The sequence below is a fragment of the Erythrobacter sp. S57(2025) genome (assembly GCF_057365055.1).
Genome location: NZ_CP200299.1, coordinates 309,779 through 326,182, shown reverse-complemented (window position 1 = coordinate 326,182; position 16,404 = coordinate 309,779). Strand labels below are relative to the sequence as shown.

The window sequence follows — 16,404 nt, the reverse complement described above, 5'->3', positions numbered from 1 at the left end:
AGGTCTGGAGGGGAAATTGATGTCGTCGCGGTTGCGAATGGGCATGATTGGTGGCGGAAACGGCGCGTTTATTGGCGCGGTGCATCGCATGGCGGCTGCGCTCGATGGCGAGATCGATCTTGTTTGCGGCGCCTTCAGTCGTGATTTTGCCAATTGCGCGGAAACCGGGCGCCAGATCGGCCTTGATGAAAATCGCTGCTATTCTGATTTGGACGCAATGCTCAATTGCGAGGCATCTCTGGCATCTGGCGTCACGACGTCAACAAGCGCAATGCAGTGCCTTTCCATCGTCACGCCCAATCACACCCATGTCGATTTCGCGCAGCGCGCCGCATCGGCGGGCATTCATGTCATGTCGGACAAGCCTGCAGGGATCAGCCTTGCCGAAGTGGAAGATCTGGCCATCGTTCTAGAAAGCGCGGACATCCAATACGGTCTGACCCATACCTATCTCGGCTATCCGATGGTTTGGCAGGCGCGGCACATTGCCAGTTCCGCAGGCTTTGGTCCAATCCGCAAAGTGCATGTGAAGTATGTTCAGGGCTGGTTGGCTGGCCCGGCAGAGGCAAGCGGTAGTAAACAAGCGGAATGGCGGGTCGACCCGGCTCTGGCAGGCCCGGCAGGCGCGCTGGGTGACATTGGCAGCCATGCGCACAGCTTGGCCGAGTTCATCAGCAATTCGCGCATGAGCACGCTGCGCGCCCAATTGCGCAGCCACGTGCCGGGCCGCATGCTTGATGACGATGGTGAGATCACTTTTGAGCTGGAAAACGGCGCGACGGGCTCGCTTATCTCCAGCCAGATTTGTGCGGGCGAAGAGAATGGCCTCTCAATCACGATCTATGGCGAACATGCAGGCCTCGAATGGCGGCAGATGGAGCCCAATTCACTGATCGAGCGCCGCGCGGATGGCACCGTGATCACGCACCGTGCAGGCATCGATAAGCCGCTGTGTGATGAAGCACGCTCACGCTGCCGACTGCCCTCTGGCCATCCAGAAGGCTACATCGAAGCCTTCGCCAATCTGTATCGCAGTTTCGCCCGCGCACTACGCGATGATGTGCCCGCCGCATCACTGGGCGTACCCGGCATCGCAGAGGCATTGCGCGGGATGGCCTTTCTCGAGGCCGCTGTTGATAGCAACGCTTCGGGTGGCAGTCAGCGCGAGATCAAAGCGCCCTCAAAAGGGCCAGACCGCAAGGGATTGCTGACATGAAAGAGCTTCGCGGACCCGCAATTCTCCTCGCGCAGTTTATGGGCGATAAGGCGCCCTTCGATACGCTGGACAATATTTGCGAATGGGTTGCCTCGCTTGGCTATAAGGGAATCCAAATCCCTTCGAACGATCCGCGCTGTATGGACCTTGATCTTGCGGCGGAAAGCCAAGACTATTGCGATGAGCTGACCGGGCGCTGCGCAGAGCATGGCCTATCCATCACAGAGCTTTCAACTCACCTGCAAGGTCAGTTGGTCGCGGTCCATCCCGCCTATGACGACCTGTTCGACGCCTTCGCACCAGCTGAGGTGCACGGGAAGCCACAGGCACGACAGGAATGGGCGGTCGATCAGGTCAAAAAGGCTGCTGTAGCCTCGCGCCGCTTGGGTCTGAATGCCTGTGCAAGTTTCTCAGGCGCGTTGATGTGGCACCTGGTCTATCCTTGGCCTCAACGCCCTGCCGGTTTGGTCGAAGCAGGCTTTGCTGAGCTTGCCAAAAGGTGGAAGCCAATCCTTGATGTATACGAGGATGAAGGCGTTGATATCGCCTATGAGATCCATCCCGGAGAAGACCTGCATGATGGCGCGACATTCGAGATGTTTCTCGAAGCGGTCGATAACCATCCACGCGCTAACATCCTGTTCGACCCAAGCCATTTCGTGCTGCAACAGCTCGATTACCTGGCCTTCATTGATCGCTATCATGACCGGATCAAAGCCTTTCATGTAAAGGACGCCGAGTTCCGCCCTGATGCGCGCACCGGGGTCTATGGCGGTTATCAGGATTGGCAGGACCGCGCCGGGCGCTTTCGGTCACTGGGTGATGGCCAAGTCGATTTCCGCCAGATTTTCAGCAAGCTCACGCAATATGGCTTTGATGGCTGGGCGGTGCTCGAATGGGAATGCTGCCTGAAACATCCCGAACAAGGCGCCGCAGAAGGCGCTCCCTTTATTGCCGACCACATCATTCGGCCTACCGAATACGCATTTGACGATTTTGCAGGCGGTGATGTCGATGAGGCCAAGATCAAACGCGCGCTGGGGATTGCTCAGCAGGAGAACACGCAATGAGCACTCAGGACTATCCGCGCACAAAACTCTTTTGGATAGGGACACTTACCCTATTCACCGCTGCCATGCTGTTCGCCCTTCGGGTCGGGCTTACTGGTGACATGGCAGCGGATATCTATGCTGGTGTTCCTAATCCCGGCGAAGCGATTGGCGGGACGCTCGGAGCCGCCTTCCTTGGCTTTGCCTTCACCCTGTTCCTCGCCAGCCCATTGCTAGACGCGGTGGGTATCGGCAATGTTTTAAGGGGCGCTGGCGTTTGCTTTCTTGCAGGCACTGGGCTGGCAATTGGCGGCTCGACGCTGGCATCCGGCGAAACGGCACAGAACCTGTTTTACCTTGGCTTTCTGATCCAGGGCATTGGTTGGGGCGCGATGGAGGCGGCGGTCAATCCGATGACAACGGCGCTTTATCCCGAAGACAAAACCCATCGCCTCAATGTCCTGCACGCATGGTGGCCTGCAGGGATCATCGTGGGCGGCTTTATCGGCTTCGCGGTGAGCACAATGGGCATTCCATGGCGGCTTGCCATGGCTAGCGCATTCATTCCCGCCGTCGCGGTTCTGGTGCTAACGATCGGAGTGCGCTTTCCCCCAACCGAGCGCGCCGCCGATGGTGTTTCGTTCACGGATATGTTGCTTGAGATCGTGCGCGCCCCGACTTTCCTTGTCTGGCTGGGCGCAATGCTGCTCACTGTGTCGCTCGAGCTTGCCCCCGGAGCATGGATCAACACTGCTCTATCGGCCAAAGTCGGCTTTAACGCGGTGCTTTTGCTGGTCTATGTCGCCGGACTGATGTTCGTCATGCGACATTTTGCAGGACCGCTTTCACGCAAATTCTCCAATCCGGGGCTATTGTGGATGTGCAGTCTCGCCGCGATGATCGGCCTGTTCCTGATGGCTCGGGTGGAATTGCCTGCGCTGGTGGTGGCCGCGACCACGCTTTGGGGCCTTGGTGTAAGCCTCTTATGGCCAACTATGATGGCGAGCGTATCTGAACGGTATCCGCGCGGTGGCAGCTGGTTTATTGGCCTAATTGGCTCTGCAGGCGCACTCGCGATCAATTTCCTCCTCCCGCAATTGGGCCGGATGTATGATACGGCGATGGCAGAGGCTGCTGGCGGAGCGGACGAACTGGCCGCTTTGCGCGAAGCAGGAACCGATGAAGCCGCTGCCTCGCTCACCGCGATTGAAGCACAGGCGGCTCCGCAAGCTTTCGAATTTGTCGCACAAATGGGCCTGCCGCTGTTGTTTATCTTTGGCGCGATTTGGCTGTGGGACCGGCGCAAGCAATCGGCGGAGGCCATAAACGCGGTCTCACCAAAAGCAGAGGAGGCATCATAATGACGCAGACCTCTACCCTTCCTGCTTCTGATCGGCGTTCATTCCTGCGCGGCTCTGTCACGGTCGCAGGCGTCGCCGTTGGGCTGCCTAGCCTTGGCGCGCTGAGCGGATGCAGCGCACCTGCCTCGCTTGAAGGAAAACTTGGCCTGATCGGCGCGGTAAGCGATCGGATCATACCGGCAACTGAGACAGGCGGCGCTATCGCTGCGCGCGTGCCCGAATACATCGCTGCGGTGTTTGATCAGCACTTTAACGAGGAGCAGCAAAGCACTTTCGCTGATGGTCTAGCCCTGCTGAGCGATACCGGCTTTGAAGAGGCAGATCCTGAGACACAAGATGCAACGCTGACCACTTTCGCCAATGCGCAATGGGAAAGCCCTGAGCGCGCGATCTTCCAACAGCTCCACGATATGACCGTGTTTGGATACTACACTTCAGAAGTGGCCACGCAGGAGCTCTCCTATGAGGAGATACCCGGCCGCTATGATGGCTGTGTCCCCTTGGCCGAAGTCGGCCGCGCTTGGCTTGATCGCGGCGTCTAATTTCACTCGATAAAACGGATAAACGCACCCATGTCAGGTAGTGAAAATTTCGATGTCATCGTTGTCGGCTCCGGCATGTCCGGCGGGATGGCGGCCAAGGAATTTTGCGAACGCGGAATGAAGACGCTCGTCCTTGAACGCGGCAAACAAACCGAGCGCGGCGTCGACTATGCAGGCGAGAACATGGAACCATGGGACATGCCCATGCGCGACCGTGTTGATCCCAAGCTGGCCGATAGCGATTATGCCAAGCAGAGCACTTGCTACGCTTTTCGCGAAAGCACGCGCAACTTCTTTATCAATGACCGCGAGAACCCCTATTCCGAAGCGCCTGACGCGCCATTCGCTTGGCTACGCGGAGATCAGGTAGGCGGCAAATCGCTGATGTGGGCGCGGCAAAGTTATCGTTGGAGCGAAATGGATTTCGCCGCCAACAAAGCCGATGGCCACGGCAATGATTGGCCCATCCGATATGAGGAATTGGTGCCTTGGTATGAAAAAGTAGAGCGGTTCGTCGGCATTAGCGGTTCATCAGAAGGGCTGCCGCAACTTCCCGACAGCATTTTCCAACCACCAATGGATATGACCTGTGTTGAGCAAGCCGCCAAACAGGGCATCGAAGGCACTTTTCCAGATCGTCGCTTCATGATCGGTCGCGCAGCGCATTTAACGCAGCCGACCGAGGAGCAACTTTCGCTGGGTCGTGGCAGCTGCCAATTCCGCAATCAATGCGAACGCGGCTGCTCTTTTGGTGCATACTATTCGAGCGTTGCTGGCGCACTGCCTGCCGCTGAGCGCACCGGCAATATGACACTAAAGCCAGACAGCATGGTCGAACGGATCCTCTATGATCCTGAAACCAACCTTGCGACCGGGGTGCGGGTCGTCAATCGCAAAACAAAAGAGCGCGAGGACATCACCGCAAAGGTCGTGTTCCTATGCGCATCCACCATCGGCACTTTGCAGGTTATGCTCAATTCGACCTCTGAAACGTTCCAGAGCGGCTTTGCCAATTCCAGCGGTGTGCTTGGCCAATACATCATGGACCACCACACGCGGATCGGTGCGATGGGCAGGATGCCGGGCTTCGAAGAAGACTACTTCGCAGGCAGACGCCCCAACGGCATCTATGTCGCGCGTTACACCAATCTCGACAACCAAACGGATGGCGAGTTTCTGCGCGGCTACGGCTATCAGGGCTCAAGCCATCGCTCCTCTTGGACAAGGGCATTGGGCGACAACAAGTTTGGTGCTGGCCTAAAAGAAGAGCTGCGCCAGCCCGGAGACTGGTATTTGCGACTTCAAGGGTTCGGCGAGCAACTGCCTGACGCCAAAAACCGCGTAGTCTTACATCCCACAAAAACTGATCCGCTCGGCCTTCCGCAGGTTCATATGGATGTGCGTTGGGGCGAGAATGAAGTGAAAATGCGCCCCGCAATGCAGCGCGACGCGGTTGCAATGCTGGAGGCCGCAGGCGCGGTCGATATTGAACCGTTTGAGGGCGAGGCCATCCCAGGTCATTGCATCCACGAAATGGGCGGCGCGCGAATGGGCAACGACCCGAGCGAGTCAGTGCTAAATGCGTACAATCAGTGCCATGACGTCCCCAATGTCTTCGCGACCGATGGCTCCGCATTTGCCTCTGTCGCCTGCCAGAACCCATCACTCACATTCATGGCATTGACCGCGCGCGCTGTTGATTATGCAGCGCAGCGCATGAAGGAAGGAAGCCTCGCATGATCATGACCAATGCCAATCGCCGGACTTTTCTTGCGGGAGCCTCTATCGCGTCTCTTGGCGCCATGTCGGCATGTTCGAATGTAACAGGCGAAGAAGAAGGCATTACTGCTTGCGAGGATGAGTATATTGGCGTCCTAGGCGTCCAGCTTTACACCGTGCGCGACCTGTTTGAAGCTGATGCACAAGGCACACTAGAAGCTCTTGCGAAGATTGGTGTTCGGGATTGCGAAACCGCCGGGCTGTTCGAATATTCTGCCGCTGACATCCGTTCGATCATGGACGACAACAATCTAGTTAGCCGTTCAGGCCATGTGCGTTTGCCTTGGCTACGCGACGATGCTGTCTTTGCATCAACTCTGGAAGATGCTGCGGCGCTTGGTCAGGATCGCCTTTATCTCGGTTGGATTCCAGAGGAAGAGCGTACGCTCGATAAGTATCGCGAGCTTGCGCAGCTGCTCAACCGCCGCGGCGAAGAGACCAAAGCGGCGGGCATGATGATCGGTTATCACAACCACGAGTTCGAATTTATCGAGGAAGACGGAACCTCCGGATACGATATCCTGCTCTCAGAAACGAACCCTGAACTGGTCACAATGGAGCTCGATTTCTTCTGGGTGGCAGAGGCGGGCAAAGACCCGCTCGACATCTTTGAAAGCGCACCGGGCCGCTTTTCGTCCTGCCACATCAAGGACCGGTCGCAAGAGGGCGAGATGGTTTCGGTTGGCGATGGTGTCATCGACTATAAGACGTTGTTACCCCTTGCTGAAGCAGCCGGGATCGAGCGCTTTTATGTAGAGCATGACAACCCCGAAGACTCGCTGGAATCGGTTCGGCGCGGGTTCAGCCATCTGACGAATTGAATGCCGCTCAGATAGCGGGACGCACGGGCTCCGCTCACTCTTGTGTAAGCGCGCGCAGCATGTCCTCGTCCCAGCCACTTTCATCGGTGTGCAGCGCGAATGTGTTGCCATAGGCCCAGAGGCACCATGGAATATCAGCGCCTTCCATCGCGGTCTTGACAGCGCCTGCCCATTCCACGCGTTCATCATTATCGACAGGCGAATTCACGCCGAATTCGCCTAAGAATACAGGGCGCTGGACCGCTTCTCGAAATGCTGTGGCGATCTCCACTGCATTCGCCAATTCCGCCTGATCTTCACTGGAGCCCCAACCACGTTTACCCTTGGGCATGTTTTCGCCCAGCCATTCCGCTTCTTGATGGGTGAAATTGAACGGGTCGTAGTAATGGAAAGTGTAGACCACATTGGGATCGTCGGTGGATAGATTGGTGCCGAGCGAGCGTATTCCAGACCACTCCTCTCCGCCCAAAATCACAATCCGTTCTGGGTTGTCTCCGCGGATGATCTGCAACGCCAATGCCTGAAATTGGCGCATTTCTGCACCTTTCAAATTGGTGTGCGGTTCGTTCAAAACTTCAAACCAGACATTGTCGGGAAGTTGCGAATATCGCAGTGAGATCTGGTCCCACATCGCTTGATATCGCGCACGCTGGGCGCCCGGGTTTTCCATAATCTCTTCAAAGTGATGGATGTTTAGGACAACATTCAAATCCGCCCGCAAGGCCCAACGAATATTGTTGTCGACCACTTCTGCAAAGTCTGGATGGATGCGATAGGTCGGAGCAGGCCCAGTGTAATCGCTCCACCGAACAGGGATGCGCACAGTGTCAAAACCGGCGGCAGCGATGCGCTCATAGTCTTCTTTAGCGTACAGCCGCCCCCACGGCGCTCCATTGGGCGCTTCGAGCGCATTGCCCATATTGACGCAGCGTTTCATCTGGAAATCAGCGGCGACCTGAGGTGAATGATCGTCAGCTGCGACAGAGAGGGATCCGGTTAGCGCCAATGCTGCTGCGGTGGCTGCCAAAATTGTCTTTCTACCCATGTGATCCCTCTCTTCGTATCGTGCTATTTGTTTGGCGGTGGCGACGTCGTGTCGCGCAGGATGAATTCGTGATCGAGGACAATGCGGCGCGCAGGCGTCTTCGCCGTTTCGCTCAATGTCGACACAAGCTCGCGCACGGCAGTTGCGCCAAGGTCGCTTAGTGGTTGGCGCACAGTAGTCAGGAACGGCCGCATACAGGTGGCGATGCTGGCATCGTCGAAACCGACGACTGAAAGGTCCTGCGGAATCTTCAGACCGCGCTCTGTGTAAGCAGCGACAAGGCCCGCTGCCATATCATCATTGGATGAGAAAACGGCCGTCGGCGGTTCGCTCTGGTCAAGGAAGAACTGCCCCGCATCATAGCCTGATTGAAAGTCAAACGCACCGGGTCGCACTAGGTCAGGATCAACCGCCAAACCGGCCGCTTCCATCGCCACGCAAAAGCCTGAATAGCGCACATGCGATGAACGTTGGTTCTCGCTCCCGCGGATAAACCCGATCCGTTTATGGCCAAGATCGGTCAGGTGGCGAACCACTTCAATCGACGCCTGATAGTCGTCAATCTCAACCAGAAGGCCCTGTTTCTGAAGATCAACCGGCCCTACCCGCACCACAGGAATATTCATTTCCTGCAAGACGAAACCAATCTTCTCATCATTGGCATAGGGAGCAAGCAACACCACACCATCTGGACGACGGCGACGCATCACCGTTTCGAACGCAGCGCGAATATCAGCCATACTCATCTCATCGAGATTTTCGACCAAGCTGATCGACATTTGATAACCCAATTCCTGACACGCAATCACCGCGCCAAATTGGATCGAATTTACGTAGACGCTGCCCGCGTGGTGACAGACCAGATTGATGTCATAGGACCGGCTTCCCCGCAGTGAACGCGCGGATTGACTTGGCACATAGTCCAGCGCCTCTGCCGCCTCACGCACTTTGCGCCGCAGCTTTTCCTGCACATGCGGTTCGTTATTGAGCACGCGCGATACAGTTTTGATCGAAACGCCCGCAAGATCGGCCACATCCTTCATCTTGGCCGAGTTTTCGGATTTCGCTTTTGCCATTCGTACCCCCATCACTGCGATAACTCGTCTACTATTCGAGCATGCATGTCGCGGCTCAGTGGCATAACGAGGAGGGTAATTGAAGCGGCGACTAAAAAGAGCACGGGTGCAATCGCAATGTATTGCCCTAGCGATGTAGCCGTTTGTGTCGTTTGAACCTCAAGTTCCGGTTCATATCCAATACCGGAAAGCAGGTATCCTACGGCAAGGCCCGTGAGAGCGCCGGATGCCTTTTGCACGAAAAGGCTGGCTCCAAAAACGGCGCCTTCATCGCGCTTTCCATAATTGTATTGGCCGTATTCAACCGTGTCAGGGATCAAAGCCCAGATGATGATTGCAAAGGCTGACCCTGAAAATCCGTACAGGATCAATTGAACAGGCACGCCGTTCACAAGGAACGGCCCAGTTGCGAATAGCCAAACGCCTGCAATCGCAGCAACGCCAGTGCCCAAATACCAGCACTTTTTCTTGCCCAATGATCGCGCGATCAGTGTCCAAACGGGCGTTCCAGCAAGGGTTGCAAAGGCATAGGCTGAAAGGATCACTTCCTTGTTCGCAAAATCGCTCGCATTGGCTTCAATATAGAACGCCATCGGTATGCTGATGCTTGCGCCTGCAGCGGAGTTCAAAAGCAAAACCAGCAGCAACAACCGTAAAGCATCGTTCTTGGCAAAGGCATCGAGGAAGGATCGCAGGCTCCAACCGGTGGGCAGATCTTCTCCGCCCAGAGGCGGCTTCTCACGGGTCAGAAAGAAACACGCAACCAGCGCCATAGTTGCAGCGATCGCCCCAAGTATTGCAGCGAAGAATGACCCCTGCCCGGTTACCCCCCCTTGAGCTTCCAGCGCTCGGCTTAGCGGAAAGAAGAACGATGTGACGCACAGCATCCCGCAAAACGCGAAGAACATCCGAACACCCGACAGCTCCGCACGCTCGACCGAGCTAAAGGTCAGCCTTGCAGAGAGCGCCGAGTAAGGGACCGCGACGACAGTGTAGGATGTGCGGAAGATTATCGCTGAGGCAAGCAGAGCTGCAAACAGCAACCATCCCTCAAGTGGGGGCGACCAGAATAGCAGACAGAACGAAGCGCCAAGGCCAAAACTGCCGAATAGGATAAAAGGCCGATAAACTCCGTTTTTGCTTCTGTTCGCGGCGGCAAAGCTGGCAACCAAGGGGTCCGAGATCGCGTCCCACAGGAGGCCCAGAGCATAGATCCAGCCTGCGAGTTTCGGGTCGAGCCCGACAACTTCCGCGTACCAGAAAACCAGAATTAGTGAGAGACTGTGCCAATAGATATTGAGGCCAAAATCGCCCACGCCATAGCCAGCAAGCCGTTTGAGTTTCTCACCCGCCATCAGAGGCTTACCTGCCCGTTTGTAGGGGATCGTACCGCTGGCCAAGTTAGAATTGCCCCACCCCGCTCAGCCTCATGCGAACTGCTACCAGGCGGTCTGCTGCGGTGATGAACAAGGTGCGCCCATCCTCGCCAAAGGTGCAATTGGCGGTTGCCCGCCCAGTTGCAATGCGCCCGAGACAACGTCCTGCTGAATCGATCACCAAGACTCCGCCGGGGCCTGCGAGAAGCACATGCCCTGTTTGCGAAATAGCCATCCCGTCGGGCAGTCCGCCAACTTCGTGCATGAATGGTTTTGCGTCGAACCAGATCGCCTCTCCCTCGCCCGCCGATATCTCTCCATCGCGAAGAGCGTAACGCCGGATCAATGGCGCGTCGGGGTCTGATTGGCTGACATAGAGCCAGCTCTGGTCTGGCGACAGGGCCACACCGTTGGGAAAGGTCATATCGTCCACAAGCAGGTTTAGCCCCCCTTGTGGGTCAAGGCGGTACACTCCGTTGAACGCCATCTCCTTCATGGGAGACGCATTCAGTCCCTCAAGGCCATAGGGTGGATCCGTAAAGTAGATCGAGCCATCAGCGGCTTCGATCAAATCATTAGGGCTGTTGAAGCGTTTGCCCAGAAATTCTGAGGCAAGAACCCTGCGCTCGCCGCTCGTAAAATCTCGAGCTTCCACCGCCCGTTTGCCGTGGTTGCACACGAGCAGCTCGCCTGAGTGGCCCAGCAGCAAGCCATTGGCACCCGGCTCGCGCATTCCCTCAGCCTGCGATGAGTGGACACCTGAGGGATCGAGGAAGACACCCTGACCCTCGCTATGCGACCAGGAATAGGCCCGATTGCGAGGCACATCGGTAAAGTAGAGCTTCTGCCGCGCCCGGTCCCAAGCTGGCCCTTCGGCCCACCAATGGCCCGTACCCAGCAGCCGCGGCGATGATTGGGTATCTACAATCGCTGAAAAGGCATCATCAAACGGTTCGAAGGTGACACCCGCATTTGAAGCGTCGATCGCTCCACCATTTGCAACGCGCATAGGAGAACAGCCCGCTGCCATCGCCGCAAGTGACCCTGCCAATATATGTCTGCGCGAATACGCCAATTCGACTCGCCTCCCTCAACGCCCTGTTATTCCAATATTGACAACCTTGTCAAAAAACGCTGCTTTACAGGACAAATGAGGATTCGAGTGCGCTGGCAAGCGCCCGAAATGAGAGGACTAAAGAATGATCGCACGCAGCTATCGGCGTTTGAGCGGCCTTGCATTGGCCGCGGGCCTGGCAGGGTGTTCAGCAGGATATAGTGCAAGCGAAGGCTTGGCTGTTTCCACACCAGCTCCCGCTGATACCGTTGCCGCTCCGCAGTCTCAAACCGCAGCAGCGATCAATCCAGAAATCTGGCCCAGCCTAGAAGCTGCGGCGCTCAATCCCGCTATTGAGGCGCGCATTGATGCGATTATGGCCCGGATGACTTTGGAGCAGAAGGTCGGCCAGACTATCCAAGCGGACTCCGCCTCTGTCACGCCCGAGGAAGTGAAGCGCTATCGGCTCGGTTCTGTGCTGAGCGGTGGCAACTCCGCGCCCGGCCCGCTGCCCTATGCGGACGCGGCGACATGGTTGGAAACCGCAGACGCCTATTGGGAGGCGTCCAATGATCCAGAAGGCGTCGACATTGCCATCCCGATCATTTGGGGCATTGACGCGGTGCACGGGCACACCAACCTGCTTGGCGCAACCGTCTTTCCGCACAATGTTGGCCTTGGCGCGGCGCGCGATCCCGACCTCATCGAACGCATCATGCAAGTCACCGCGCGTGAACTGGTGGTATCAGGCCATGATTGGACGTTTGCCCCCACTCTCGCCGTACCACGCGATGACCGTTGGGGCCGTGGATATGAAGGCTTCTCCGAAGAACCCAGCGTCGTCGCAGCCTATTCCGACCGCATCGTCGAAGGGCTTCAGGGTACTTATGGCGAAGTGGATTTCATGGCACCGGGCCGCGTTATCTCCGCGGCAAAACACTATGTCGGTGACGGCGCGACCGATGGCGGGCGCGACCAAGGCGATGCCAGCATCAGCGAAGAGGAACTGCGCGACATTCACACCCCCGGCTATCTGCCCGCATTGGATGCGCAAGTGCAGACCGTGATGGTCTCCTTCTCAAGCTGGCAGAACATCAAGATGACCGGGAACCGCGCGCTGATCACCGATGTGTTGAAAGAACGCATGGGCTTTAACGGCTTTGTCGTGAGCGATTGGAACGCGCATGGCCAAATTCCGGGCTGCTCCAACACCGATTGCCCAGAGGCGTTCAACGCCGGAATCGACATGTTTATGGCCCCTGACAGCTGGCGTGGCCTGTATGAAAGCCAGCTGGCGCATACCCGTTCCGGCCGAATTCCTATGGAGCGTTTGGACGATGCGGTGCGCCGGATTTTGCGGGTGAAGCTGCACTACAATTTGTTCGAGCGTGGTGCACCCAGCACACGTCCTGATGCAGGCAATGTCAGTCTGCTAACAGAAACCGCGAGCCGTGCAATTGCACGTGAGGCGGTTCGCAAATCTTTAGTGCTGCTGAAGAACAACAATCAGACCTTGCCGCTTTCTGCCGGACAAACCGTGCTGGTCGTCGGCGATGGCGCCAATAGCATCGCAAAAGCATCAGGCGGGTGGACGCTATCATGGCAAGGCGGCAGTCATTCCAATGAAGAATTTCCCGGCGCGCAGTCCATTCTGGGCGGAATTCAAGAGGCAGTCGAAGTCGCAGGCGGCACCGTCATCTTTGACGAAGCAGGCACTGGCGACCATCAGGCGGACGTCGTGATCGCCGTCTATGGTGAGGAAGCATACGCCGAGTTTCAAGGGGATCGCCCACACTTGGACTGGTCCGATGGGGATTTCGATACCAGCCTGCTTACCCAATATCGCGAGCGCGGAATGCCGGTGGTGTCTGTGTTCCTGTCAGGCCGCCCGATGTGGGTGAACCCTGAGATCAACGCATCTGATGCGTTTGTAGCAGCATGGCTTCCCGGCAGCGAAGGCGGCGGGGTGAGCGATCTGCTGTTCCAGCGCGATCCAAGCTTCGACTTTACCGGACGACTCTCCTTCTCGTGGCCGCGCGCAGCGGACCAAACCACGGTCAATGTGGGCGACGAGGATTACAATCCGCTGTTCCCGTTTGGATATGGACTTTCTTACACATCGCCTACGCAGGTCGCTCAATTGTCTGAAGTTTCTGGCATTGACCCCAACGCAAACTCTTCGGGCGATGTGCTGTTTGCAGGCGGCCAAGCGCCCAATCCGTGGTCGCTCTATGGCCTTGTAAACGGCACGCAAACTCGTCTTAATTCAAGCAGTTGGGACGGTGGCGCCCTCGTCTTTGCAGGGCTCGACAGGGTGGCACAAGAAGACTCGCTGCGCATTGACTGGCGCGAGGCTGGCCCATTGGTTCGGATCGCCAGTCACGCCCCTGTCGACTTCACGCGCCAAAGCAATGGCGCGATGGAACTGGCCTTCTTCGTGCGCAATTTGGGCGAAGTTCCTGCTCAACTGCGGGTCGCTCTTGGGTGCGAAACTCTCGCCGATTGTGGCGGGGGTCTTACTGTCAATGTGAGCGACAGCGAGTGGCATGAAGTGCGCCTCAGCCTAGCCTGCTTTGCCGATCAAGGTGCCAATTTGAGCGCGGTAAGCACCGGGATGCTGATGGCTTCCAACACTCCTGCATCCATAGGTATTTCGGACATCCGCCTTGCGCCAGACATCGATGCGACGCGAAGTTGCGGGAACTGAATGATGCGATGCGCAGCCTGATTGTGGTGATGGGGCCTAGCGGCTCCGGCAAGTCGTATGTCGGCTCGGCATTGGCCAAGACCCTGTCGGTTCCGATGCTCGAAGGAGACGACTATCACCCCCGGTTAAGCCGCGAGAAAATGGCCTCTGGTATTCCGCTAGACGACACGGATCGAGCCGTGTGGGTCGATGCTCTGATTGAACAGATAGAGCAAGAAACCGCCGAACAGGTCGTTCTCGCTTGCTCGGCTCTTACACATTACGTGCAACGACGTTTGCGCAATCAGGTGAACCGCCATCCTATCTTTGTGCTGCTCGACGCCCCGAGAGAAATCTTGGCAAAACGCATGGAAGAGCGAACCGGGCACTTTATGCCTGTGTCGTTGCTAGACAGTCAGTTGGATGCCCTGCGCGCACCCGAAGATGCAATTGTGATCAATGCTTGTGACAACATTGACGCGATTATCGACAATATCTGCGCAAGGCTAGACGAACAGGCCTAGCATAAGCGCCATCGCAAAGCCGACAATGCCCACCAAGGTTGAGGCCACAGTCCAGCTTTTCAAAGTCTCTCCAACGGTAATCCCGAAATAGCGCGAGACCAGCCAGAAACCGGAATCGTTGACGTGGCTGACAATGCTCGCCCCTGCTGCAATCGCGATTACCATGCGCGCAAGGTCCCAAGGCGCAAGGCCCGCCTCAGCCGCTAAAGGCGAACAAAGGCCCGCTGCTGTCAGCATTGCGACAGTGGCAGACCCTTGGGCAACGCGGACCAATCCGGCGAGAAGAAATCCTGCAAAAATCGGACCGAAACCATAGGCTAAGAACCCTTGCGCCATCATCTCGCCAGCGCCTGTATCAACCAGAACCTGCTTAAACGCGCCGCCCGCCCCGGTAACAAGCAGGATGACCGCGGTCGGCTCCAGCGCGCGGCGTAAGCCATCTTCAAGCCGCGCCTTTCCCGCATCGTCGGTTGGCCGCAGCACCCATGCCGCCAATCCGCAGCCGATCAGCAGAGCCGTGAATGGATGACCGATAAAGGCTAAGGCCTCGCTTTCGATACCAACAAGACTTGCCGTTGCAGCAATCACGATCAGAGCAATCGGTATAAGGATCGCGATCAGAGCGCGTGCGGCTAAGGAAGGGTCGGTTGAAGGAGCCTCTTCACTGGCGCTGGTCAACGCACCCTCGGGCAACCACCCGCGCGCCTGCGCCATCCGCGCATAGACAGGCCCAGCGATCAGCATGGCAGGGATGCCGGCGACAAGACCGCAAATTATGACAAGGCCGATATCCGCGCCCAAAATCTCCGCGACAGCAACTGGGCCGGGCGTTGGAGGGATGAAAGCGTGCGCGGTCGCAAGGCCTGCCAAAAGGGGTAAACCAAAGAAAAGAGCGGGCCTTCGCGCCTTGACCGCTAGCGCCTGAACCAGCGGGAACAGCAGGATCAATCCCACATCGAAAAACACAGGGATCGCGATCACAAGACCGACAAAACCCATCGCAATGGACGCAGGGCCCGCATCTCTGTTGCCGATGATCGAGCGTGCGAGCGCCTGTGCGCCGCCGCTTGCCTCAAGATAGGTGCCCAACAAAGCGCCCAGCCCCACGATCACGGCGATAAAGCCCAAAACGCCTGCAAAGCCATTCTGCACCGAAGTCAGGACCGCCGTCGGCGCGAGGCCTGCAGCAAGCCCGGTGGCCAAAGCCGCAACCAGCAGCGCGGCAAATGCGTTCACCCGGCGTGCAAGGATGAGGAACAGCAATCCGCCAACGCCCAGGAGTGTGGCTAGCAGCGGGCGCCATGCGGCAGCAAAATCGGCAATCTCTGTCATGCAAAAACGGCGCGGGCGCGCCTATAGTTCAGGATCGACAGGAACGGGTAGACCCTTGGAATTCCATTTCCAGAACACGAAGGTCAACGGCACGTCGCCTGTGTTCTTGATCCCGTGCAAATCCCAAGCGGCCGCGTAGATCATATCGCCTTTAGTTGCGGGGAAGACTTCTTCGCCGACAGTCCACTCGCCCTCCCCTTCGATAACCATCAGAAACTCCTCTTCGGCGTGACGATGGGGCGGGTGAATTTCGAGACCGGGATTGATTGTCGCTGTACCAGAGAGAAGATCGCTGACGCCTGCGGTTTCCCCCGCGAAGTATTCAGCGAATTCTCCCCATTCTTCGCCTGAAACCTGTGCTGTTTCGCGTGTGAGAACCTTGGTCGAAAGAGCATTTTCGCTCGGCTCAGGGACTTCGACGATCTCACTCAGCTCAGGCGCGCCAATGCTCTCCGAATTGCAGGCAGCAACAGCCAATGAATTGGCGCACAAGATCGCCCAGTTCTTTCTCATCAACCCCTCCTATCTCGAGTGTGTTGATAA

The 16,404-nt window shown here is 57.2% G+C and carries 14 protein-coding genes; 8 read left to right on the top strand and 6 right to left on the bottom strand.

The genetic code is table 11. The features are described from left to right. The first annotated feature begins 19 nt into the window (after positions 1–19). Genes AC0V6N_RS01515 through AC0V6N_RS01490 form a run of 6 tightly spaced genes read left to right on the top strand, consistent with a single transcriptional unit; the run spans position 20 to position 6,768 of the window. The gene (locus AC0V6N_RS01515; RefSeq protein ID WP_486169829.1) at positions 20–1,216 is read left to right on the top strand and encodes a Gfo/Idh/MocA family protein; all 1,197 of its coding nucleotides are present in this window, start codon (positions 20–22) and stop codon (positions 1,214–1,216) included. Next, the gene (locus AC0V6N_RS01510; protein ID WP_486169828.1) at positions 1,213–2,286 is read left to right on the top strand and encodes a sugar phosphate isomerase/epimerase family protein; all 1,074 of its coding nucleotides are present in this window, start codon (positions 1,213–1,215) and stop codon (positions 2,284–2,286) included. The genes AC0V6N_RS01515 and AC0V6N_RS01510 overlap by 4 nt, the downstream gene beginning before the upstream one ends. Further along, positions 2,283–3,626, top strand: a complete 1,344-nt coding sequence (locus AC0V6N_RS01505; protein ID WP_486169827.1) for an MFS transporter — start codon at positions 2,283–2,285, stop codon at positions 3,624–3,626. Before AC0V6N_RS01510 ends, AC0V6N_RS01505 begins: the two co-directional genes overlap by 4 nt. After that, positions 3,626–4,168, top strand: coding sequence for a gluconate 2-dehydrogenase subunit 3 family protein (locus AC0V6N_RS01500; RefSeq protein WP_486169826.1), 543 nt, complete (start codon positions 3,626–3,628; stop codon positions 4,166–4,168). The genes AC0V6N_RS01505 and AC0V6N_RS01500 overlap by 1 nt, the downstream gene beginning before the upstream one ends. Positions 4,169–4,198: 30 nt before the next feature. Further along, on the top strand, positions 4,199–5,908 hold the full coding sequence (locus AC0V6N_RS01495) for a GMC oxidoreductase (RefSeq protein ID WP_486169825.1): 1,710 nt from the start codon (positions 4,199–4,201) through the stop codon (positions 5,906–5,908). Then, complete coding sequence (locus AC0V6N_RS01490; RefSeq protein WP_486169824.1) at positions 5,905–6,768, top strand: sugar phosphate isomerase/epimerase family protein; 864 nt, start codon at positions 5,905–5,907, stop codon at positions 6,766–6,768. The genes AC0V6N_RS01495 and AC0V6N_RS01490 overlap by 4 nt, the downstream gene beginning before the upstream one ends. Before the next feature lie 34 nt (positions 6,769–6,802). Here AC0V6N_RS01490 and AC0V6N_RS01485 read toward each other — a convergent pair whose 3' ends face one another. The 4 genes from AC0V6N_RS01485 to AC0V6N_RS01470 are packed head-to-tail and all read right to left on the bottom strand — an operon-like array spanning position 6,803 to position 11,274. Continuing rightward, positions 6,803–7,813, bottom strand: coding sequence for a glycoside hydrolase family 5 protein (locus tag AC0V6N_RS01485; protein ID WP_486169823.1), 1,011 nt, complete (start codon positions 7,811–7,813; stop codon positions 6,803–6,805). Between the two features lie 23 nt (positions 7,814–7,836). Then, positions 7,837–8,889 carry a LacI family DNA-binding transcriptional regulator gene (locus AC0V6N_RS01480; protein ID WP_486169822.1) on the bottom strand — a complete coding sequence of 351 codons (1,053 nt, stop codon included), beginning with the start codon at positions 8,887–8,889 and terminating at the stop codon, positions 7,837–7,839. A gap of 11 nt (positions 8,890–8,900) precedes the next feature. Continuing rightward, positions 8,901–10,289, bottom strand: a complete 1,389-nt coding sequence (locus AC0V6N_RS01475) for an MFS transporter (RefSeq protein WP_486169821.1) — start codon at positions 10,287–10,289, stop codon at positions 8,901–8,903. Position 10,290: 1 nt separating this feature from the next. Next, positions 10,291–11,274, bottom strand: coding sequence for an SMP-30/gluconolactonase/LRE family protein (locus tag AC0V6N_RS01470; protein ID WP_486169820.1), 984 nt, complete (start codon positions 11,272–11,274; stop codon positions 10,291–10,293). A 190-nt stretch (positions 11,275–11,464) separates the two neighbouring features. Between AC0V6N_RS01470 and AC0V6N_RS01465 the strand changes: the two genes are divergently transcribed. Beyond that, complete coding sequence (locus tag AC0V6N_RS01465) at positions 11,465–14,026, top strand: glycoside hydrolase family 3 protein (RefSeq protein WP_486169819.1); 2,562 nt, start codon at positions 11,465–11,467, stop codon at positions 14,024–14,026. Then, entirely contained in the window at positions 14,014–14,529 is a 516-nt protein-coding gene (locus AC0V6N_RS01460; protein WP_486169818.1) for a gluconokinase, read from the top strand. The genes AC0V6N_RS01465 and AC0V6N_RS01460 overlap by 13 nt, the downstream gene beginning before the upstream one ends. Here AC0V6N_RS01460 and AC0V6N_RS01455 read toward each other — a convergent pair. Continuing rightward, positions 14,512–15,861: a GntP family permease gene (locus tag AC0V6N_RS01455; RefSeq protein ID WP_486169817.1), complete on the bottom strand. Its 1,350-nt coding sequence runs from the start codon at positions 15,859–15,861 to the stop codon at positions 14,512–14,514. The two genes, AC0V6N_RS01460 and AC0V6N_RS01455, sit on opposite strands and share 18 nt — an antisense overlap. Positions 15,862–15,882: 21 nt before the next feature. Continuing rightward, a complete protein-coding gene (locus AC0V6N_RS01450; RefSeq protein ID WP_486169816.1) occupies positions 15,883–16,374 on the bottom strand; it encodes a cupin domain-containing protein in 492 nt (163 codons plus the stop codon). Positions 16,375–16,404: the final 30 nt, after the last annotated feature.

Bases quoted from the DNA above. Each gene is read 5' to 3' on its own strand.
- AC0V6N_RS01505 (WP_486169827.1), top strand. From the start codon at position 2,283: ATGAGCACTCAGGACTATCCGCGCACAAAACTCTTTTGGATAGGGACA.
- AC0V6N_RS01450 (WP_486169816.1), bottom strand. From the start codon at position 16,374: ATGAGAAAGAACTGGGCGATCTTGTGCGCCAATTCATTGGCTGTTGCT.
- AC0V6N_RS01470 (WP_486169820.1), bottom strand. From the start codon at position 11,274: ATGCGCGTTGCAAATGGTGGAGCGATCGACGCTTCAAATGCGGGTGTC.
- AC0V6N_RS01455 (WP_486169817.1), bottom strand. From the start codon at position 15,861: ATGACAGAGATTGCCGATTTTGCTGCCGCATGGCGCCCGCTGCTAGCC.
- AC0V6N_RS01465 (WP_486169819.1), top strand. From the start codon at position 11,465: ATGATCGCACGCAGCTATCGGCGTTTGAGCGGCCTTGCATTGGCCGCG.
- AC0V6N_RS01510 (WP_486169828.1), top strand. From the start codon at position 1,213: ATGAAAGAGCTTCGCGGACCCGCAATTCTCCTCGCGCAGTTTATGGGC.
- AC0V6N_RS01495 (WP_486169825.1), top strand. From the start codon at position 4,199: ATGTCAGGTAGTGAAAATTTCGATGTCATCGTTGTCGGCTCCGGCATG.
- AC0V6N_RS01500 (WP_486169826.1), top strand. From the start codon at position 3,626: ATGACGCAGACCTCTACCCTTCCTGCTTCTGATCGGCGTTCATTCCTG.
- AC0V6N_RS01490 (WP_486169824.1), top strand. From the start codon at position 5,905: ATGATCATGACCAATGCCAATCGCCGGACTTTTCTTGCGGGAGCCTCT.
- AC0V6N_RS01485 (WP_486169823.1), bottom strand. From the start codon at position 7,813: ATGGGTAGAAAGACAATTTTGGCAGCCACCGCAGCAGCATTGGCGCTA.
- AC0V6N_RS01515 (WP_486169829.1), top strand. From the start codon at position 20: ATGTCGTCGCGGTTGCGAATGGGCATGATTGGTGGCGGAAACGGCGCG.
- AC0V6N_RS01480 (WP_486169822.1), bottom strand. From the start codon at position 8,889: ATGGCAAAAGCGAAATCCGAAAACTCGGCCAAGATGAAGGATGTGGCC.